This window comes from Methylibium sp., assembly GCF_013817345.1.
GTDB lineage: Bacteria > Pseudomonadota > Gammaproteobacteria > Burkholderiales > Burkholderiaceae_C > Methylibium.
This window is the reverse complement of sequence record NZ_JACDCW010000052.1, coordinates 1-20,839: the sequence shown is the minus strand read 5'-3', so window position 1 is coordinate 20,839 and position 20,839 is coordinate 1. Positions and strand designations below refer to the sequence as shown.

The window sequence follows — 20,839 nt, the reverse complement described above, 5'->3', positions numbered from 1 at the left end:
GTGCACCGCAAACTCGCCGCGAACTTATTGCGTCTCGATGCGCGGCGCGCCCGCTGCTGGGTCGTAGCGGATGACACCGGCAACCACCTCGATCGTCCTGACTTCAGCCGCGAGTTCTACGAAGCCTTCCGCCGCAAGCCAATCGGCCACTTCACGGCGAATAGCCTTGCGAGCGCTGTTGCGAGGCGCGGTCGCCCAGGGCGCCGCAAGGTCGCTCGCGCGTACGGTGTCAGTGCGTCCGCGGTCGTCGACGGCGAGCCAAGCGAAGAACGCGCCTCGCAGGGTGGTGCGTACGACGCGCGTCTCTCCCGCCCGCCCGATTTCGAAGCGGTCATCGCTCAGCGCGCGGAAGATCAAGGGCAGCTCGACCCGCTCGGCCGCTTCGACGAGCGCCAGGTCGACGAACCGCGACTGCGTCGGGTGCGCCCTGAAAAAAGGAACCTCGCGAAGGTTGTTGCGTGCAAGTCTCAGCGCTTCGCGTTTCTCTGCCGTGGTCAGTGTTTGGTTCATTTGTATCGGTCCTGAAGGCAGATGAAAACTGCAGCTGGCGGGCCGTGCCACCGTGCCACCGTGCCACCTGTTTCATAAGCTTCTAGAGAAGAACATGTGTTCTCTCTCTCAACCTTATGAAAACACTGGCACGCTGGCACGGTGGCACGGCAGCTAATCAGGCGAAATCTTCGCCGCCGGCGGCTACCTGGCCGCGTTCGGTCTCATGCACAACGGCTGCGGGCTCGGCTGACCTCCAGGCCGCGTGATCACGAAGAACCCATATGTGCGACTGCACGCCTGCAACGCGGTGGCGGCCGGCGTACTTCACCAGGCCGGCAGCAACGCAAGCGCTTTGCGTGTTCCACGTTCGGCCGCCCAGCGCGTCGCTGACCGCGCGCGTGAGGCGGCAGGACGTGATGCAGGCCGACGGCCACTCGGTGGCGACATCGCGCACCGCCTGCTCGATCTCAGTGCGCCCGGCCCGGATCGTCCGAGCCTTCGCCTCGGTCATCGGTGCCGGTGCACCCGGGTTGAACAAGGAGATGTTCCGCTGCCTAAATGCCTCCACCAGCGCCGCGCCGAAGGTCGGGTCATCGAGCAGCGCGTAGAGCTCGATGAAGTATTCCTCGCTGCGCCGCTCACTCGGGTTCTCGATCACGATGACGCGCCGGTCGTTGTCGGCCAAGGGCAACGCGGCAGCGTGGTTCGAGAACATCAGGAAGCGCGCACAGTTGAACTCGACGTGCTGTCGTCCATGCTTCGGATTGATCAGCCGGGTCGCCTCCGTCAGCATCGACTTCAACTTCTCGGCGGCCGGCGTGTGCGCACCGCCGGGGCCTCCTTCGTGCAGCTCGTCGACTACGGCGAGCAGCTTCATGCTCAGACTGCCGTTGAACCCGCTCTTCAGCGCCGCACTCAGGTCGAAGCCGAGCGCCGTGTGACCGGCAAACGCCCGCGCCAGCGCATAGGCCAGCCAGTTGCGACCGATGCCCGTCTGCTGGGCCACCAGCAAGTAGTGGGTGCTGGGCAGGTCGCCCGGCTCCTGTTCGATGTGCGCCAGCCAGTCCAGGAAGCGCTCCCGTTCAGCGAGCGCAGGCACGAGGTACTCCACGTGGCCAAAGAACGGTGCCGAGAGTTCGCGCCAGTTCGCCGGCGCTGCGTGCCTGCGCGGCACCCACAGGTTCTGAGCGGGGACGTTGTCCGGCGACCGGCACAAGCCCTCCCTGCCCGGAGCGAAGGTCTGGGTGCGCACCGTCTTTCGGTCGGGCGATTCGAGCCAGAGCTGCGCGCGGTGCACTTTCGTCGGGCGCCCGGCCGCGTTCTTTGTCGTCTCGACCGAGCCCGCCGACGACTTCTTGAACTCCTCGAACGGCAGCACGTAACGGGGATCGCTCACGCGCGACACCCGGGTGCCCTCTTCGAGCAGCACCAGCTCCTCGAGCATTTCGCTTCCGGTCCACAACCGCTGGGTCGGTAGCGGCGCCCGTTCGCCGTCGCTGCCGATCGCCTTCGACTTCTCGCGCTCGATGCGCTTGGCCCGCTCGATGTCCGTCTCGAGGACGACCGCGGGCCTGGCCGGAGGCCGCTTTGCATTTTGGATTGCCGCCGCGGCCGACTCAGCGGCTTGCTGTTCGTCGAGCTCCACGATGTCGAAGGCGTCGACCACTTCGTCGATGCCGAGCCGGGCCAGGAACTCACCGCGCCGGCGCGCGCCGCAACTGTCGTGCAGGCACTTGAAGTTGCCGAGCGTTCGCCCGCCCGTGTTCGGCAGGAAATATTGGGTGGACGACTCGCCGCCCGAGCCCGGTGTGTGGACGTTCTCGAAGGGGCATTCGATGTTGAAGCCGTCGCGCACCGGGCCCTTGATCAAGCCGAGTTCGGCAAGCCGCTGCGCGATTGGGTCTTCGGCCGCCACCTCACGCAGCCGCTGACCGCGCCCCGCAGCCGGCCGTTCTGCCTGGGCCAGCACCGCAGGGTCTATCTCCAACTCGACAGCGTCACTGGTCACCAGTCCGCAGCGCTGTGCGATCGGGTCGACGACACCAGGCTCCATGACCGGGCCTGCCGTGTAATGCACCTGCACCGGGTGGAACACTGCCAAGTCCACCTTTACGCCTGCCGCTTTGGCCCAGGCCTTGAGCTCGGCGCTTAAGCGAGGCGTGGAGAGCCAGAACCACAGGTGCACACGCAGCTCGCCGTCGTGCTTGGTGGCGTGCCCGGCGCTGTTTGAGAGCTGCCAGTGGTAGCCGGCGGTGTGAAACGCCGCTGGCAGCATGGTCTGGATGAACTCTGAGATGCCATCGAGCGGGTCGGGCGACATCAGCGGCGTGAACTTGTCCACGTCGAATAGCACCGCGTGCAGCGGCTGATCGTCGAAGTAGTCGAGCGCGCGCCGCACCTTGCCCGCCTGTCGCTCGGAATCGCGGATCGCGGCGACCTCGTCTCCGACGTAGCGTCCGCGGATGATGCAGCGGCGCGGGTCGGTCTGCAGCTTGGTGAGCAGGGCTGACAGCTCAGCGAGGCTCCTGACCGACACCTCATTGTGAGTGAAGTACTTCGCCTCGTCGTACTGCTTGATCGTGCCGTCTGCGCGCCACGTCTTTGCCAGCAGGTTGTGCGGATGACGCAGGACGGTGAGGCGGTCGCCCACACCACCGGCAACGGCGTTCATGAACTCCGCATTGGTGACTTCGAGCCCCTCGATAACAGGCGCATGCGTGCCCCCGTGCAGGCCGTCATCGGCAATAATCATGTCTCGGCTTCAGAGTTCCGCCTGGCAGCGCAGCAACGCTGACCGGGCGTTTTGTTTTAGGGTCAACGGCTGTACCGATTGGTACAGCGGGAGTCGGCAAGAAGCGGTGCTGCGTCTGCGGCGATCAAGTCCTCGAGCTGATCGAGCGAGTCGACCTGCACCAGGGCTGCCTTCGCGCCGATGCGCACGAAGACGCGTGACTTGCCTTCCTCCGTGCGGCGCACGATTTGCGTTCCTGCGGCCTGGGACTGCTCGACCATCGCGAGCCAGGTGTCGGTGTCCAAAGTCATGACGTGCGCCCCGCTTGCGCTTGCAGCCACGCCGTCACGTCACCTGCACGCCATCGGGTGCACCGGCTCGACAAGCGAATAGGTTGGGGGAACCGCCCAGCCTCGAGCCACCTGTACAGCGATGTCGGGGAACTGCCGGTGACGGCGGCAACCGTACCGATCTTCAGCAGGGCGTCCTCCACGGCCAGCACGTCGAGAGACTGCAGAGCGCGAGGGTTGCGGGGCTTGATGGAGGTGGAGGGGTTCATGCGGCGCCTCGTGGTTCAACGTGGCGACATTTTTTCCCGCGCACCCCTCCGAAGTCCTCCGGAGAATTTGGGGCTACCGCTTCCCGCGGCGCGCGTACTCGACGCGCTTCTCGATCTGCTCCGCCGTGCCCTTCACGTCGACAATAAGCGGGGCGGCGTTCGCAACAGCTCGAGCCGAACTGCCCTGCGTGAAGTCGGCCACCGCCAGCGCGTCAAGCTCTTCGTGAGGGTTCAACCGACCGCGCCAGCCCACTGCGGCTTGCGCCGCCTCGGCACGTCGCGCGGCATGCTCGAACTTAGCCTCGAAGACTTCGCTGACAACGCGGCCGGCAACGCCCTGCAGCCACAGATCCAAGTCAGCGCCGCGCTCGCCGGCAGCGACGCGCTTCCACAGCGCCAGCGCCTCGTTCGTGTTGGCTGCCTTCATGCCGCCGCCCTGTCCATGCCGTCGGCCTGCCGCCGTAGCTGGTCCAGGTAGTCGGCCCACGTCTGCATCATTGACCGGCGCTGTTCCATGAACTCGGCCCGGTCGTAAGCCGTGCCGAGCGGACCTGACTTGCCGTGCGCGAGCTGCGCCTCGATCGCGTCCGGGGGCACGTTGGTGCGCTCGACCAAGATGGTCCGTGCCATCGCCCGGAAGCCATGCGCGCACATCTCTTGATCCGTGTAGCCCATGCGTCGCAGCGCGAGGTTCACGGTGTTCTCGGACATCGGCCGCTCTCGTGAATGCAGCCCCGGGAACACTAGAGCCCCACGGCCGGTCAGCGGCTGCAGCTCGCGCAGGATCTCGACGGCCTGCTGGGCCAGCGGCACCAGGTGCGGCCTGCCGTTCATCTTGCCGTGAACGCTGCGCTTCATCTTCTCGGCCGGGATGGTCCACAGCGCGGCGTCGAGGTTGATCTCGTTCCACTCCATGGTGCGGATGTTCCCCGGACGCTGGAATGTCAGCGCGGACAACACCAGCGCCGCGCGCGTCGTCGGCTGCCCGTTGTAGGCCAGGATATTGCGCATGAGCTCACCGGCCTCGGCCGGCTCCAATACAGCCGCGGCATGCTTTTCGACGAACGCTTCCAATGCCCCGCGCAGATCGGCGGCGACGTTGCGATCGCAGCGGCCGGTGGCGATGCCGTATCTGAACACCTGGCCAGCGAATTCGCGCAGGTCATGGCCCGTCCGGATAGCGCCGCGGCGCTGCACGCGACGAAGAGCGCCCAGCAGCACGGGCGCCGTGATCTCGGCCAACGGCAGCGCTCCTAGCCAGGGGAACAGGTCTTTCTCTGTACAGCGCAGCCACTGCGCCGCGTGGTTCTCGCTCCAGCTCGCCAGCTTGCTGGCATGGAACTCGCGCGCGACCGCCTCGAACGTCGTCTCGCGGCTGGTCACCTTGGCGATGCGCTCGGCCTTGCGCAGCTTGACCGGGTCACCCCCGGCCGCGCGACTGCGGCGGGCTTCATCCCGCGCCGAGCGGGCGCTCTTGAGCGAGACGTTCGGGTAGCTGCCGAGGGCGAGTCTCGACTCCTTGCCGTCGGGGTAGAACTTCCAGAACCAACGCCTGCTACCACCCGGCGCGACCTCGAGGTACAGCCCAGCTCCGTCGGTCAGTCGCCGTCGCTTCAGCTCCGGCGGGCAAGTTGCGTTGCGGCAGTCCTTGTCGGTCAGCATCAGGGGCCCCTCCTGCGCTCGGCGATCGGGGAACAGTCCCCGTTTTCGTCATGACGCCCTTCTTGGTTCCCCGGATTGTTCCCCGTTTTGTGCTGCGCTGTCCATCCCCGTTGTGAGTCAACGTGGGGCAAAACGAAGCCGTAAGTTACTGATCTTCTTAAGCATTTGGTTCAACGTGGGGCAACGTTAAACCGAGTTCTGGTGCCTCGAACCGGGATCGAACCGGTACGGACGGTGAAGTCCTGCGGATTTTCTTACCCGCTACGGCTTTCGCCGCCGCACGCAACGCGACGTTGCGCATGTTCGGGGTCTGGAGCGCGCCTTCACCGTCGCTGATGCTTCAACATCGGCATTAGGTGCCCGCCGTCCGCTCTCTACACCTTCCGCCGTAAAACCCGTGGCGGCTTGGCTCGGTGTTGCCTCGCAATGCGCAGTAGAGGCATCGCAGGGGGTTCGCCGACTTTGACGGGATTCATCTCACGCGTTTCCGCGCAAGCGCTCAAATTTCTTTCAAGTCCGCTGCGTCTGCCAATTTCGCCATCGAGGCCCGGCACGCATGGTAGCGCGAGCTTCTTAAGCGCCCGTTCGCTTACGCCAACGAAAACGCCCTGCAAGCAGGGCGTTCGAAGTGGCGATCGACATTGAAATGATGGAGGCGCGGGGCGGAGTCGAACCGCCCTGGACGGATTTGCAATCCGCTGCATAACCGCTTTGCTACCGCGCCGTGATGACTGCTGTGCCTCAGAGCAAGCCACACTCGATTCTGACCAGAAAAGCAAGCGACCGCTTGTGCTGCCTCGACTTGCTCCGATGCAGCCGCATCGACCCGCTTTGTCAGTGCCAACAAAAAGGGAAGCCAAAGCTTCCCTTTCGAATGTGGAGCGGGAGACGAGACTCGAACTCGCGACCTCAACCTTGGCAAGGTTGCGCTCTACCAACTGAGCTACTCCCGCTTGGTGTCCTTAAAACCTGTACCGCTCACAAGGACTGCTGAAGCGATGCCTGGGCTTCAAAGCTCACGACGTTGCCTCTTGTCGCGAGCCGCAAAGTGTAGCCGAAGGCGACGCGGCCGCGCAAGCGCGACCGCCCCTGAGCTTAGTGCTTCATGCGCTCTGTCGTGGCAGCAGGTACCGCTTCGGCCTTCGGAGTTTCCGCGACTTTGGGTTCGTCTTCCACGAGCGCTTCGGGCATGCGCTGCAGTGCGACTTCAAGCACCTTGTCGAACCACTTGACCGGCACGATCTCAAGGTGATTCTTGACGTTTTCGGGAATGTCCTGCAGGTCCTTGACGTTCTCTTCAGGAATCATCACCGTCTTGATACCGCCCCGGTGAGCCGCCAGCAGCTTTTCCTTTAATCCGCCGATCGCCGTGATTTCGCCGCGCAGCGTGATCTCGCCTGTCATCGCGACGCCAGCACGCACCGGAATGCCGGTCAAGGCCGAAACGAAGGCCGTCGCCATCGCCGCACCCGCGCTCGGGCCGTCCTTGGGCGTGGCGCCGTCAGGCACGTGAATGTGGATGTCGCGCTTCTCGAACAACTCGTCCTTGATGCCCAGGCGTCGGGCGCGTGAACGCACCACCGAGCGCGCCGCCTCGACCGACTCCTTCATCACGTCGCCCAGCGACCCGGTGCGAATGATGTTGCCCTTGCCCGGCATCACAGCGGCTTCGATCGTGAGCAAGTCGCCGCCGACTTCGGTCCACGCCAGTCCGACCACTTGGCCGACCTGATCGTCCTTCTCGGCCATACCGTAGTCGTAGCGGCGCACGCCGAGAAAATCGTTGAGGTTGTCTTCGGTCACCACGACCCGGCTCTCGTACTTCTTGAGCGAGATGCCCTTGACCACCTTGCGGCAAATCTTCGAGATCTCGCGTTCGAGCGAGCGCACGCCGGCTTCACGGGTGTAGTAGCGAATGATGCCGCGCAGCGCACTCTCGGTGACTTCGAGCTCCTCTTCCTTCACCCCGTTGTTCTTCTGCTGCTTGGGCAGGAGGTACTTCTGCGCAATGTTGAGTTTTTCGTCCTCGGTGTAGCCCGCGAGACGGATCACCTCCATCCGGTCGAGCAGCGCCGGCGGAATGTTGATCGTGTTGGACGTGGCGATGAACATCACATCCGACAGGTCGAAATCGAGCTCGATGTAGTGGTCGCTGAAGGTGTGGTTCTGCTCGGGATCGAGCACTTCCAGCAGCGCCGACGACGGGTCGCCGCGGAAGTCCATGCCGAGCTTGTCGATCTCGTCGAGCAGGAACAGCGGATTGCGCGTGCCGACCTTGGTGAGGCTCTGCAGCACCTTGCCTGGCATGGAGCCGATGTAGGTGCGGCGATGGCCGCGGATCTCGGCCTCGTCGCGCACGCCGCCCAACGCCATGCGCACGAACTTGCGGCCGGTGGCGCGGGCCACGCTCTGGCCGAGCGAGGTCTTGCCGACGCCCGGCGGGCCGACCAGGCACAGGATCGGCGCCTTGACCTTGTCGACGCGCGTCTGCACCGCAAGGTACTCGAGGATGCGGTCCTTGACCTTCTCCAGACCGTAGTGGTCCTCGTTGAGCACGTCTTCCGCGCCGACCAGGTCGTGCTTGATCTTGGTCTTCTTGGCCCACGGCAGGTTGACCAGCGTGTCGATGTAGTTGCGCACCACCGTCGCTTCGGCCGACATCGGCGACATGAGCTTGAGCTTCTTCAACTCGGCGTCGGCCTTCTTCCGTGCCTCCTTGGGCATCTTGGCGGCAATGATCTTCTTCTCGAGGTCTTCGAGGTCGGCGCCCTCCTCGCCTTCGCCCAGCTCCTTCTGGATCGCCTTGACCTGCTCGTTGAGGTAGTACTCGCGCTGGCTCTTCTCCATCTGGCGCTTGACGCGGCCGCGGATGCGCTTTTCCACCTGCAGGATGTCAACCTCATGCTCGAGCTGCTCGAGCAGCTTTTCGAGCCGGGCGTTGACGGAAAACAGGTCGAGCACCTCCTGCTTGCTCTCGAGCTTGAGCGGCAAGTGCGCGGCGATGGTGTCGGCGAGCCGGCCCGCATCGTCGATGCCGGCGATGGAGGTCAGGATCTCGGGCGGAATCTTCTTGTTGAGCTTGACGTACTGGTCGAACTGCTGAGTCACCGCACGGCGCAACGCCTCGACTTCGGGGCTCGCGCCCTGCTCGGGCGGCACGGGCACCACGTCGGCGGTGAAGAACTCGCCGCTGTCGTCGATGCTGGTGGTGTTGGCGCGCTGCATGCCTTCGACCAGCACCTTCACGGTGCCGTCGGGCAGCTTGAGCATCTGCAGGATGCTGGAGACGCAGCCGACCTCGAACATGTCTTCCGGCTTGGGCTCGTCCTTGCCAGCGGCCTTCTGAGCGACCAGCATGATCTGCCGGCCCGCTTCCATCGCCGCCTCGAGTGCCTTGATGGATTTCGGCCGGCCGACGAACAGCGGAATGACCATGTGGGGGAACACGACCACATCGCGCAGCGGCAGCAACGGCAGGGTGATCGATTCGGCGGGAAGAACCGGGTGTCCGGACATGGGAGCCTCTCTTTCTCAGGCCCACATGGAGCCCGAGCGGGGGATTGCAAGGATGGCTGTGAGACCGGCAGGGCAGGTGCCGTGCCGGCTACCTGCCGGAAAGCAGAGAGGAAAAAGCGTTCAGGCGCTGGCCTTGGCCTGTTCGCGGTACACTAGCAGCGGCTTGGCCTGGTCGTCGATCGTATGTTCGTCGAGCACCACCTTCGCCACGCCGCTCATCGTCGGCAGCTCGAACATAGTGTCCATGAGCGACTGCTCCATGATCGAGCGCAGGCCGCGAGCGCCGGTCTTGCGCGCCAGCGCCTTCTTGGCAATGGCGAGCAGCGCGGAGGGCCTGATCTCGAGGTCGACCCCGTCCATCGCGAACAGCTTCGAGTACTGCTTGACCAGCGCGTTCTTCGGCTCGGTCAGGATCTGCACCATCGCATCCTCGGTCAGCTCGCCCAGGGTGGCGACCACCGGCAGGCGGCCGACCAGTTCGGGGATGAGGCCGAACTTGATCAGGTCTTCCGGCTCGACCTCACGGAACACCTCGCTGACCTTGCGCTCGGTCTTGCTCTTCACGCTGGCGCCGAAGCCGATGCCCGATTTCTCCGAGCGGTTCTGGATCACCTTCTCGAGCCCGTCGAAGGCGCCACCGCAGATGAACAGGATGTTGGTGGTGTCGATCTGCAGGAAATCCTGGTTCGGGTGCTTGCGCCCGCCCTGCGGCGGGACGCTGGCCATCGTGCCCTCGACCAGCTTGAGCAGTGCCTGCTGGACGCCCTCGCCCGACACGTCGCGCGTGATCGAGGGGTTGTCGGCCTTGCGCGAGATCTTGTCGATTTCGTCGATGTAGACGATGCCGCGCTGGGCCCGCTCGACCTCGTAATTGCAGTTCTGCAGGAGCTTCTGAATGATGTTCTCGACGTCCTCGCCCACGTAGCCGGCTTCGGTCAGGGTGGTGGCATCGGCGATCACGAAAGGCACGTTGAGCAGGCGCGCCAGGGTCTGCGCAAGCAGGGTCTTGCCGGAGCCGGTGGGGCCAATGAGCAGGATGTTGCTCTTGGCGAGCTCGACCTCCTCTTTCTTGCCCACCGCGGCCATGTGCTTGAGCCGCTTGTAGTGGTTGTATACGGCCACGGCGAGCGTGCGCTTGGCCGGCTCCTGGCCTATCACGTACTGATCGAGGCTGGCCTTGATCTCGCCCGGCACTGGCAGGTCGCTCTTGGCCGCCTTCGCGTCGGTGCCTTCGGCGGGCACCTCGTCGCGGATGATGTCGTTGCACAGCTCGATGCATTCATCGCAGATGAACACCGAGGGACCGGCGATGAGTTTCTTGACCTCGTGCTGGCTCTTGCCGCAGAACGAGCAGTACAAAACCTTTTCGCTGGAAGAGCCTTTTTTCTCGGGCATGGGACGGGGCCGTCAGGGAGTCGGAATGATGATAAGGCAAACAAAAACGGGGCCTTCCCACTCGAAAAGGCCCCGTTGCCCACCTAGTTAACGCTTGCTAGCCTGCTGACGCGCGCTTGTCGATCACCTGGTCGATCAAGCCGTAGTCCTTGGCCTCGGGCGAAGACATGAAATAGTCGCGTTCGGAGTCCAGACGAATCTTCTCCAGAGGCTGCCCGGTGCGCTCGGCGAGGATCTTGTTGAGCGCCTCGCGCAGCTTCAGGATTTCGCGCGCCTGGATCTCGATGTCGGTGGCCTGGCCCTGAGCGCCGCCCGAGGGCTGGTGGATCATGACGCGGGAGTTGGGCAACGCGAAACGCTTGCCCTTCGCACCCGCTGCGAGCAGGAAGGCGCCCATGCTGGCCGCAATGCCCATGCACAGGGTCGAGACGTCCGGCTTGATGAACTGCATGGTGTCGAAGATCGACAGGCCTGCGCTCACCGACCCGCCCGGCGAATTGATGTAGAGCGAAATGTCCTTGTCGGGGTTTTCGCTTTCCAGGAACAGCAGCTGGGCGACGACGAGGTTGGCGGTCTGGTCGTTGACCGGGCCGACCAAAAAGATCACCCGCTCGCGCAGCAGGCGCGAGTAGATGTCGTAGGCACGTTCGCCGCGGCCCGACTGTTCGATGACGATGGGCACCATGCCCAGGCTTTGTGTGTCCAGCGCGCTCATGGCACTCCTAGAAATTCATTGGCTGTTAGATGTGGACTGATTATGGTGCGTCAAGAGCAGTCGCCCGGGCAGCAAAAAGGCGCCGCCCCCTAGGCACGGCGCCTCGAAGCGGCGTCCGGTCAACGCGGCACTCACGGCTACGTTCCAGCTCGCGGGTGCCTTGCTCCGCAATGGCTGCCGCGTTCAACGGCGCAGGGAAGGCATCAGGCCATCAACTCGTCGAACGCGACCTGCTTGTCCTCGACCTTGGCCTGCTCGAGCACGTAGGTGGTGACGTTGTTCTCGATCACCACGGCCTCCACCTCCGCCAGCCGCTGGTTGTCGCCGAAATACCAGCGCATGACCTCTTCGGGCTTTTCGTAGCTCTGCGCCATCTCCTCGATGTGCGCCTTGATCTGCTCCGGCGTCGCCTGCAGCTTGTTGCTGCGCACCAGCTCCGCCACGACGAGGCCGAGCCGCACGCGCTTTTGGCCCTGCTCCTGGAACAGCTCGGCCGGAATCGGCGCGCTGTCGGCGTCCTTGATGCCCCGCTGCTTCAGATCGGCGCGGGCGTTGGTGACCAGCCGCTCGACTTCGTTGTCGACCAGCGCCTTGGGCAGGTCCAGCTCCGACGCCTTGACCAGCGCGTCCATCACCGCCCCCTTGTTGCGGGCGATGACGCGAAACTTGACCTCGCGTTCGAGGTTCTTCTTGATGTCGCCGCGCAGGCCTTCCACGCTGGCATCGGCGATGCCGAGCGACTTGGCGAAGGCGTCGTCGACCTCCGGAAGGTTCTGGGCTTCGATCTTCTTCAGCGTCACCAGAAAGTCGGCTTCCTTGCCGGCGACGTCCTTGCCCTGGTAGTCGTCGGGGAACTGCAGCGGGAAGGTTTTCGACTCGCCGCTCTTCATGCCGCGCACGGCCTTCTCGAAGGCTTCGAGCATGCGGCCTTCGCCGAGGATGAACTGGAAGTCGGCCGCTTTGCCACCGTCGAAGGGCACGCCGTCGATCTTGCCTTCGAAGTCGATCGTCACACGGTCGTCGTCGACCGCGCCCTCGCCTGCAGGGCGCTGCTGGAAGGTGCGGCGCTGCTTGCGCAAGATGGCGAGCGTCTTGTCGATGGCCGCCTCGGTCACCTCGGTGGACACTCGCTCGATCTCGGCGGCCGATAGATCCCCGATCTTGACGTCGGGATAGACCTCGAAGGTCGCGTCGAAAGCCAGCTCTCCTTCGGGGGCGCCGTCCTTCTCGCTGATGCGCGGCCGGCCGGCCACCCGCAACTGCGCCTCACCCGCGGCCTTGCTGAAGGCCTCGCCGACCTTGTCGTTCATGACCTCGTACTGCACCGAGGAGCCGTAGCGCTGCGCCACCACGCTCATCGGCACCTTGCCGGGCCGAAAGCCATCGGCCTTGACGGTCTTGGAAAGGCGCTTCAAGCGCGACTCGATTTCGTTCCTGAGCGTGTCGGCCGACAGGGTCAGGGTGATGCGGCGTTCGAGTTTTTCGAGGGTTTCGACGGTGACAGCCATGGTGCTTGCTCTTAAGAAACTGAACGGGTTGTTGTTGCGTGTGGTGCGCGGGGCGGGACTCGAACCCGCACACCCTTGCAGGCGTCAGGACCTAAACCTGGTGCGTCTACCAATTTCGCCACCCGCGCTGGAACGATCAGAAGACCCGCCGGCCTTCTGTGGCGATCCGGTGAGCCGGCGATTTTAGCTACAGCTCACATCGCGTCACGGTATGAGCTCGGGAGCAAGCGCAAGCGCTTCAGCCGGCTTGCGCAGAGGGCGCCTCCTGCTCGGGCCGCTTCACGCGAAACCACGCGGCGTACATGGCCGGCAGCGCGAGCAGGGTCAGCGCGGTGGCGACGATCAGGCCACCCATGATGGCAACCGCCATCGGCCCCCAGAACACGCTGCGCGAAAGCGGAATCATTGCCAGCACCGCCGCCGCCGCGGTCAGCACGATCGGCCGGAAGCGCCGCACCGCCGATTCCACGATTGCCGTCCACGCAGGCACCCCGCTCGCCCGGTCCTGCTCGATCTGGTCGATGAGGATCACCGAGTTGCGCATGATCATGCCGATGAGCGCGATGACGCCGAGCAGCGCCACGAAGCCGAACGGCTGGCCGAGCAGGATCAGCGCGCCGGCGACACCGGCGATGCCGAGCGGACCCGTCAGGAACACGAGGATCGCACGGCTCACGCTGTGCAGTTGCAGCATCAGCAGGGTGAACATGATGAAGAGCATCAGCGGCGCACCGGCTGCAATGGAGCCCTGGCCCTTGCTGCTTTCCTCGACGGCGCCGGCGATCTCGATCGTGTAGCCGGGCGGCATGCGCTCGACGAGCTTTTGGAGCTCGGGCCAGACCTGCTCGGTGACGGTCGCGCCCTGAAGGCCCTCGACCACGTCGCCCTGCACGGTGACGGCGTACTGGCGGCCCTCGCGCCAGAGCACGCCCGGCTCCCAGTCGAAGTTCACCTCGGCGATTTGGGTCAGCGGAATGTTCCGGCCGCCGGCCGTGGGCACATACGCGTTGCCGATATCGGTGATGGCATCGCGCTCGGCCACCGGCTGGCGCAGCACGATGTCGATCAGGCGGTCGCCCTCGCGGTATTGGCCGACGGTCGTGCCGGAAACGAGCGTGCGCGAAGCCTGTGCAATGGCTTGGCTGGTCACCCCGAGGGCGCGGGCCTTGTCCTGGTCGATGTCCAGCCGCAGCACCTTGACCGACTCGTTCCAGTTGTCGTTGACGCCTCGCATGTTGGGGTTGGCGCTCAGGATCGCCTTGGCCTGGTCGGCCCATTGCCGCACGGCGTCGGCGTCTTCGCCGATCACGCGAAACTGCACCGGATAAGGCACCGGCGGCCCGTTGGGCAGCAGCTTGACGCGCCCACGCACCTCGGGAAATTCGGTCGCGAGCAGCGCCGGCAAGCGTTTACGCAGCGACTCGCGCACCGCCAGGCTCTGGGGCAGCACGATGGCCTGCGTGACGTTGGTCTGAGGGAACACCTGGTCGAGCGGCAGATAAAAGCGCGGCACGCCGGAGCCGACCCAGCTCGTCACCGACTCGACCCCCGGCTCGTCGAGCAGCCGGGCCTCGAAGCGCTTGGCGACCGCCTCGGTCGCCTCGAACGACGACCCCTCCGGCAGCCACAGATCGACCAGGATCTCCGGCCGGCTCGAATCGGGAAAGAACTGCTGCTGCACGCTGCCCATGCCTACGATGCCGATCGCAAAGCTCAGCACGGTCGCGCCGATGGTGAGCCAGCGGTGTTCCACGCACCAGTTCACGAGCCCGCGAAAGCGCGTGTAGAACGGGGTGTCGAACAGCTCGTGCGGCTCGTCCGGGTTGTCGCGCGTTCTCGCCTTGAGGAGCAAGGTGCCTAGGTAGGGCACGAAAAAAACCGACACGAACCACGAGATGAGCAGCGCCGCGGTGGTGACCGCGAAGATCGCGAACGTGTATTCGCCCACGGTGGACTGCGCGAGCCCGATCGGCAGGAAGCCGGCCGCGGTGATCAGCGTGCCGGTGAGCATGGGCATGGCGGTGATCTCGTAGGCGAAGGTCGCTGCGCGCGCCTTGTCGTAGCCCTCCTCCATCTTTCGCACCATCATCTCGACGGCGATGATGGCGTCGTCGACCAGCAGGCCCAGCGAGATGATCAGCGCGCCCAGCGAGATCTTGTGCAGGCCGACGCCCCAGTAGTACATCGTCACGAAGGTGATCGCGAGCACCAGCGGGATGGTGATCGCCACCACGAGGCCCGGCCGCAGGTCGATGCGCAAGGGCCGCGTGTGCAGGCCCAGCGCGATGAAGCTCACCGCCAGCACCACGGCGATCGCCTCGAACAGCACCTTGACGAACTCGCCCACCGAGCGCGACACGGCCGCGGGCTGATCCTGGATGCGGCTCAGCTCGACGCCCACCGGCAAGTCGGCCTGGATCTCGCCCGCCGCCGCGTCGAGGTTCTCGCCCAGCGCGATGATGTCGCCGCCTTCGGCCATGGACACGCCCAGCGCGATCACCGGCTTGCCTTGGTGGCGCACCTTTACGCTCGGCGGGTCGATGTAGGCGCGCTGGATTGTCGCGATGTCACCCAGACGCAAGCTGCTGGCCGCGCCGCTGGTTTCGTTGACGGCGCGGATCGGAAAGCTGCGCAACTCATCGACGGAATTGAACTGGCCGCCGATGCGCACCTGCAAGGTCTGGCCCGCCGCCGTCAACACACCCGCGCCCTCGACCGCGTTCTGTGCGGTCAGTTGCGCCAGCACGGCGGTGAGGTCCAGGCCGAGCTGGGCCAGGCGCTGCTGGGAAACTTCGACAAAGATTTTTTCGGCCTGCACGCCGAACAGCTCGACCTTGGCGACGTCGGGCACGCGCAAAAGCCGCGAACGCAAGGTCTCGGCGTACTGGCGAAGCTCTTCGTCGGTGAAGCCGTCGGCCGACAGCGCGTAGATGGAGCCGTAGACGTCACCGAATTCGTCGTTGAAGAACGGGCCCTGCACGCCAAGCGGCAAGGTGCCGCGGATGTCCCCGATCTTCTTTCGCGTCTGATACCAGACGTTGGCTACTTCGGCGGGCGGCGCGTCGTCGCGGATCTGGAAGATGGTCAGCGACTCGCCCGGCTTCGTGTAGCTGCGGATGACGTCCGAGTAGGGCACCTCCTGCAGCGTGCGCTCGATCTTGTCGGTGACCTGCTCGGCCACCTGCACCGCCGTGGCGCCCGGCCAGAACACCTGGACCACCATGATGCGAAAGGTGAAGGGCGGGTCCTCGTCTTGTCCAAGTTGGAAGAAGGCGGCTGCACCCAGCGCGAGAAGCACCACCATCAGGTAGCGTGTGAGCGCCGGGTGCTCGAGCGCCCAGCGCGAAAGGTTGAAACGGCTCGAGGGCTGAGGGCGGTTGTCCATATGCGCGCGCCGCCGTTCAGTGCGACGCGCCGGGCGCGGCGGCCGATGCGGCAGGCGCCGCAGAAGCGGGCGGTGCCCCTCGTGAAGGCGCAGCGGTCGCATCGGCTGAGGCCATCGGCGCTGCAGCGCCCACCCCGGCGAAGCGTTTGACCTTCTGACCCGGTGCGAGCACATGCACGCCGGCCGTCACCACCTCCTGCCCGGGCACCAGCCCCGAGGCGATCACGACCGAATTGCCGTCGGCGCTTTGCACCTGCACCGGCTGGGGCTGCACCGTCATCGTCTGCGCATCCAGCAACCACACCGAGGTCTTGCCTTCAGCCTCCACCAGCGCACTCAGCGGGAGCTTGATGGCGGCACCGCCCTGCTGGCGCGTATCGATCAATACCGTGGCGGTCTGCCCCAAGGTCACCGAAGCGTTGCCGATGCCGGCCTTGACGAGCACCGTGCGCGTGACGGGGTCGGTGGCGGCGGCCACTTCGCGCACCGTCGCAGGCAGTGTCCGGCTGGCGCCCCACAAGCGCACCTGCAACGCAGCCTTCTGGCCGGCCAGCTCGCGCACCAGCCCCAGCCTGTCCTCGGGAACAGAAAACACGACGTCGCGAGCGCCGTCGTGAGCCAGGCGCAGCACCGGCGTGCCGGCGGCGACCACCTGGCCGGGTTCGGCCTCGATGCCGGTGACGACACCGCTGGCATCGGCCACCAGCGTCGCATAGCGGGCCTGGTTGCCCTGCATGGCAGCCTCGGCGCGCGCTTGGGCCAGTGTCGATTTCGCCGCTTGCAGCTCGGTGCTGCGGCGCTCCAGTTCGGCGGCGCTGATGAAGCCCTGCGCCAGCAGCTCCTGATAGCGCTTGTGGTCGGCGGCGGAGAGCTCGTAGCTCGACTGCGCCGCAACCAGTGCCGCGCGCGCACTGTCACGGCTCAGGCGGAGGTCCTGCGGATCGAGCTGCGCCAGCACTTCGCCGGCCTTCACGCTGTCGCCGAGCTCGGCGCTGCGCTTGACGATCTTGCCGCCGACCCGAAAACCCAGTTGTGATTCGACCCGCGCTCGCACCTCGGCGGCGAACTGGTACTGGCTCTCGGTCGCGGCATTTGCCACCGTCAGCGTGCGCACTGCGCGCACCGGCTCGGGCTCAGGAGCCGGTTTGGAGCAGGCGGTCAGAAGCAAGACCAGCCCAGCGGCAGACATGGCGCGGGCGGTGTGGGAAAGACGCATGTTGAGACCTTGAAGGAAAGCGCCTGGAATGACGGCGCCAGGCGCTACTGACGGGCGCAGGGGGCGCAGCCTGCCTGAATATATTAATGACCAATCGGTCATTAATATATGGCCTTCGCCTTCGTGATGTCAAACGAAGGCCACGCAGGCCCGACACCCAGCCCATCGGCTCGGCCGTGGACAATGCCCGGCGCGGCACCTCGCGGCCACGTTGTCTGCACACCGGCGATGAACTCACAGCATTACGAAAATTTTCCTGTCGCCTCGATGCTGTGCCCGCCCAACCTGCGGCCGGCGATTGCCGCGATCTACAGCTACGCACGCACGGCCGACGACTTGGCCGACGAGGGCGAGGCGACGCCTGCGCAGCGCCTGGCCGATCTGGCCGCCTACCGAGCCGACCTGCACGACGTGGCGCGCGGCCTCTCGCCCTCCCCGCGTTGGCAGGCGGTGTTCACGCCGCTGGCCACAGCGATCAGCGCACACCAGCTGCCCATCGCCTTGCTCGAAGATCTGCTCAGCGCCTTCGAACAGGACGTGCACCTCGCGCGCTATGCCGATCGCTTCGAGCTGCTCGATTACTGTCGGCGCTCGGCCAATCCGGTGGGGCGGCTGCTGCTGCACCTCTACGACATCCGGGACGCGAAAGCGCTGCGCCAGTCGGACGCAATCTGCAGCGCGCTGCAGCTCATCAACTTCTGGCAGGACCTCAGCGTCGATCTGCCGCGCGGCCGGCTCTACATCCCGCTCGATCAGTGCAGCGCCTACGGCTTGAGCGAGTTCGAACTGATCACCCGGCGCGACAGTGCCGCAGCACGCGACCTCGTGCGCGCGCAGTGCGAATGGGCTCGCGGGCTGATGGCCGAAGGCGCGCCGCTCGTCCACCAGGTGGACGGACGCGCCGGCTGGGAATTGCGCGGCGTGGTGCAGGGTGGGCTGCGCGTGCTCGACAAGATCGCGGCGATGCGTTTCGACACCCTGCAGCGGCGCCCCAAGCTCGGCCGACGCGACTGGCTTCCGATTGCGTGGAACGCCCTGGTCATGCGGCCCTGAGGCCCGGGGCCCATGACGCCGCAACAGTACGTCCAGGAGAGGGCCGCGCGCAGCGGCTCCAGCTTCTACTACGCCTTCCTGTTCCTGCCGCCGCCGCGTCGCGCGGCGATCACCGCGTTCTATGCGTTCTGCCGTGAGATCGACGACGTGGTCGACGAGGTGGCGGAGGCCAGCGTCGCGGCCACCAAGCTGGCCTGGTGGCGCAAGGAGGTCGCCGAAGCCTTTTCCGGCCGAGCCCAGCATCCCGCGCTCAAGGCGCTGATGCCCCACGTGGCCGACTACGGGCTGCGAGAAGACCAACTCCAGGCCGTCATCGACGGCTGCGAGATGGACCTGACGCAGACGCGCTACCTCGACGAAGCCGCCCTGCGACGCTACTGCCATCTGGTCGCCGGCGTCGTCGGCGAAGTCGCAGCCAGCATTTTCGGCAGCGCGCCGGTCCGGCCGATCAACGAGGCGACGCGTGCCTACGCGCACACGCTCGGGCTGGCCTTCCAGCTCACCAACATCATCCGCGACGTGGGCGACGACGCGCGGCGCGGGCGCGTCTACCTGCCGGTGTCGGAGCTGCAGCGCTTCGACGTCAAGGCGCACGAACTGCTGCAGCGCGAGGCGCCCTGGGGCTACAGCGAGCGCTTCACGGCGCTGATGCGCTTTCAGGCGGCGCGCGCGCATGGCCTCTACGACGAAGCCATGGCCTTGCTGCCGGCCGAGGAGCGGCGCGCTCAGCGGCCGGGGCTGATGATGGCGGAGATCTATCGCACCCTGCTGTGCGAGATCGAGGCCGATGGCTTCCAGGTGCTACACCAACGAGTGAGCCTCACACCGCTGCGCAAGTTCTGGCTCGCGTGGAAAACCAACTGGCGGGAACGGTGAGGCCTGCGGTCGCGGCCGTGCCGGGGCGCGTGGCCGTCATCGGAGGCGGCTGGGCCGGGCTGGCGGCGGCCGTCGAAGCAACGGCTCTCGGCCACGCGGTCACCTTGTACGAGATGGCCCCCACGCTCGGCGGGCGGGCGCGCCGGCTGCCGGACGCGGCCGATGGCCTCGCGCTCGACAACGGGCAGCACATCCTGATCGGCGCTTACAGCGAGACCCTGCGCCTGTTGAAGCTCGTCGGGCTGGAGGAGGCCGCTGTGCTGCAGCGACTCCCGTTGACCCTGATCGATGCCCAAGGGCGCGGCCTGCAGCTGCCGCGCGGCCCGGCGCTGCCGAGCTTCTTGCGCGGCGTGATAACCGCGCGCGGCTGGTCGGCGCGCGAGCGATTCGCGCTGCTTGCGGCGGCCAGTGGCTGGCTGCTGCGCGGCTTTCGCTGCGCCTCTGCGCTCAGCGTGGCCGCTCTCACCGCCCGTTTGCCCGTTGCGCTGCGCCGCGGCCTCATCGAGCCGCTGTGCGTCGCTGCGCTCAACACGCCGGCCGATCAGGCCAGCGCCCAAGTCTTCCTGCGCGTGCTGCGCGACGCGCTGTTCGGAGGGCCGGGCGCCTCCGACCTGCTGTTGCCACGGGTCGACCTGAGCGCGCTGTGGCCCGATGCGGCGGCGCGCTGGCTGCGCGAACGAGGCGCCGTGCTGCACACCGGCCACCGTGTCGAAACCCTGCAGCGCGAGAGCACCGGCTGGCAGCTCACCGCCGCCGGCAACGCTGCGCAGGGCTTCGAGCGCGTGCTGCTCGCCTGCAGCGCCGTCGAAGCCGCGCGCCTGGTCAAACCCCATGCGCCGCAGTGGTCGGCGCTTGCCGAGGGACTGCGCCATGAGCCGATCGTCACCGTGCTGCTGCGAGCGCCGGGCGCTCGGCTGCCGGCGCCCATGCTCGCGCTAACCCCCGGCGGCGACATGCCGGCGCAGTACGTGTTCGACCTGGGGCAATTGCGCGACGGCGCGCGCGAACCCGCTGCGGCCGGCGTGCTGGCTTTCGTGATCAGCGGGGCGGCGGGCTGCGTCGAGCGCGGGCTCGACATCACGGCACGGCAAGTGAAGCGGCAGGCCTCAGCGCAACTCGGCGCGCTGCTGCCAGGCCCGCCGCAGTTGCTTCGCGTGCTGAGCGAAAAACGCGCGACCTTCCTCTGCACGCCGGGCCTGCAACGCCCGCCGGCCACAGTCGCCGACGGTCTGCAGGCCGCGGGCGACTACATCGACGGGCCTTATCCGGCAACGCTCGAAGGCGCGGTGCGCGCGGGGGTCGCCGCGGCGCGCGCCGCTTAATACGGCGTCGCGTTCGAGCAGAACAAAAGCACAGGCGCCGGCCCGCAGATGCACTGAGCGCTGATACGAAATTGCGTTCATACGCATGGAATTGAAGCCGTCGAAGAGTCGTAGCGGGCTTCGGTTCGTGTTCGGAACCCCGACTGTGCAAGCTCAGCGCGCGAGCGCTGCGCCGGGTCGCTGTGTTGCGTTCATGTCCCCCGGGCCGGGCTCACGCTCAGCCCTCCTCCTTGACTTCACTCCACACAGCAACCCGCCACAGCGCTCCTGCCCCAACCGTAGACGCTCGGTTGTGCAGTCGTTCGAGGCGGCGACGGTGCCTGCTGCCGAGGGCGTCGGGTGAGCGGCGCAGTGAAGTTAAGGGGGAGGTGTCGGCCGGCAGGCCGACGCCGGAGGACATGAACGGAGC

The 20,839-nt window shown here is 66.1% G+C and carries 15 protein-coding genes and 3 tRNA genes; 3 read left to right on the top strand and 15 right to left on the bottom strand.

What is annotated here, in order from left to right:
- Positions 1-24: 24 nt before the first annotated feature.
- The 15 genes from H0W40_RS11395 to H0W40_RS11325 form a co-directional block, all read right to left on the bottom strand.
- A complete protein-coding gene (locus H0W40_RS11395) occupies positions 25-561 on the bottom strand; it encodes a hypothetical protein (protein WP_292446247.1) in 537 nt (178 codons plus the stop codon).
- Positions 562-667: 106 nt separating this feature from the next.
- A complete protein-coding gene (locus H0W40_RS11390) occupies positions 668-3,244 on the bottom strand; it encodes a DUF5906 domain-containing protein (protein WP_292446245.1) in 2,577 nt (858 codons plus the stop codon).
- 62 nt (positions 3,245-3,306) lie between these two features.
- Positions 3,307-3,528 carry a hypothetical protein gene (locus H0W40_RS11385; RefSeq protein ID WP_292446244.1) on the bottom strand — a complete coding sequence of 74 codons (222 nt, stop codon included), beginning with the start codon at positions 3,526-3,528 and terminating at the stop codon, positions 3,307-3,309.
- A 2-nt stretch (positions 3,529-3,530) separates the two neighbouring features.
- Positions 3,531-3,782, bottom strand: a complete 252-nt coding sequence (locus tag H0W40_RS11380; RefSeq protein ID WP_292446242.1) for an AlpA family transcriptional regulator — start codon at positions 3,780-3,782, stop codon at positions 3,531-3,533.
- Between the two features lie 73 nt (positions 3,783-3,855).
- On the bottom strand, positions 3,856-4,209 hold the full coding sequence (locus H0W40_RS11375; protein ID WP_292446240.1) for a hypothetical protein: 354 nt from the start codon (positions 4,207-4,209) through the stop codon (positions 3,856-3,858).
- The gene (locus tag H0W40_RS11370; protein ID WP_292446238.1) at positions 4,206-5,444 is read right to left on the bottom strand and encodes an integrase arm-type DNA-binding domain-containing protein; all 1,239 of its coding nucleotides are present in this window, start codon (positions 5,442-5,444) and stop codon (positions 4,206-4,208) included. The genes H0W40_RS11375 and H0W40_RS11370 overlap by 4 nt, the downstream gene beginning before the upstream one ends.
- 650 nt (positions 5,445-6,094) lie before the next feature.
- Positions 6,095-6,168 (bottom strand) — tRNA-Cys (locus tag H0W40_RS11365).
- Positions 6,169-6,321: 153 nt separating this feature from the next.
- A tRNA-Gly gene (locus tag H0W40_RS11360) sits at positions 6,322-6,397 on the bottom strand.
- Positions 6,398-6,539: 142 nt separating this feature from the next.
- Complete coding sequence (gene lon / locus H0W40_RS11355; protein ID WP_292446237.1) at positions 6,540-8,960, bottom strand: endopeptidase La; 2,421 nt, start codon at positions 8,958-8,960, stop codon at positions 6,540-6,542.
- Between the two features lie 120 nt (positions 8,961-9,080).
- Positions 9,081-10,355, bottom strand: a complete 1,275-nt coding sequence (gene clpX, locus H0W40_RS11350; protein WP_292446235.1) for an ATP-dependent Clp protease ATP-binding subunit ClpX — start codon at positions 10,353-10,355, stop codon at positions 9,081-9,083.
- A gap of 97 nt (positions 10,356-10,452) precedes the next feature.
- Positions 10,453-11,070, bottom strand: a complete 618-nt coding sequence (gene clpP, locus H0W40_RS11345; protein ID WP_292446234.1) for an ATP-dependent Clp endopeptidase proteolytic subunit ClpP — start codon at positions 11,068-11,070, stop codon at positions 10,453-10,455.
- Between the two features lie 203 nt (positions 11,071-11,273).
- A complete protein-coding gene (gene tig, locus H0W40_RS11340) occupies positions 11,274-12,578 on the bottom strand; it encodes a trigger factor (RefSeq protein ID WP_292446233.1) in 1,305 nt (434 codons plus the stop codon).
- 41 nt (positions 12,579-12,619) lie between these two features.
- A tRNA-Leu gene (locus H0W40_RS11335) sits at positions 12,620-12,706 on the bottom strand.
- 110 nt (positions 12,707-12,816) lie between these two features.
- Positions 12,817-15,963, bottom strand: a complete 3,147-nt coding sequence (locus H0W40_RS11330; protein ID WP_292446232.1) for an efflux RND transporter permease subunit — start codon at positions 15,961-15,963, stop codon at positions 12,817-12,819.
- Between the two features lie 16 nt (positions 15,964-15,979).
- Positions 15,980-17,152 carry an efflux RND transporter periplasmic adaptor subunit gene (locus H0W40_RS11325; protein WP_292446230.1) on the bottom strand — a complete coding sequence of 391 codons (1,173 nt, stop codon included), beginning with the start codon at positions 17,150-17,152 and terminating at the stop codon, positions 15,980-15,982.
- Between the two features lie 255 nt (positions 17,153-17,407).
- Here H0W40_RS11325 and hpnC point away from each other — a divergent pair, with 255 nt between their 5' ends.
- From hpnC to hpnE, 3 genes are read left to right on the top strand one after another with little or no spacing between them, the layout of a single operon-like run.
- Positions 17,408-18,232, top strand: coding sequence for a squalene synthase HpnC (gene hpnC / locus H0W40_RS11320; RefSeq protein WP_292446228.1), 825 nt, complete (start codon positions 17,408-17,410; stop codon positions 18,230-18,232).
- Positions 18,233-18,244: 12 nt separating this feature from the next.
- Positions 18,245-19,108, top strand: coding sequence for a presqualene diphosphate synthase HpnD (gene hpnD / locus H0W40_RS11315; protein ID WP_292446226.1), 864 nt, complete (start codon positions 18,245-18,247; stop codon positions 19,106-19,108).
- Positions 19,081-20,430 carry a hydroxysqualene dehydroxylase HpnE gene (gene hpnE / locus H0W40_RS11310; protein ID WP_292446225.1) on the top strand — a complete coding sequence of 450 codons (1,350 nt, stop codon included), beginning with the start codon at positions 19,081-19,083 and terminating at the stop codon, positions 20,428-20,430. The genes hpnD and hpnE overlap by 28 nt, the downstream gene beginning before the upstream one ends.
- Positions 20,431-20,839 lie beyond the last annotated feature (409 nt).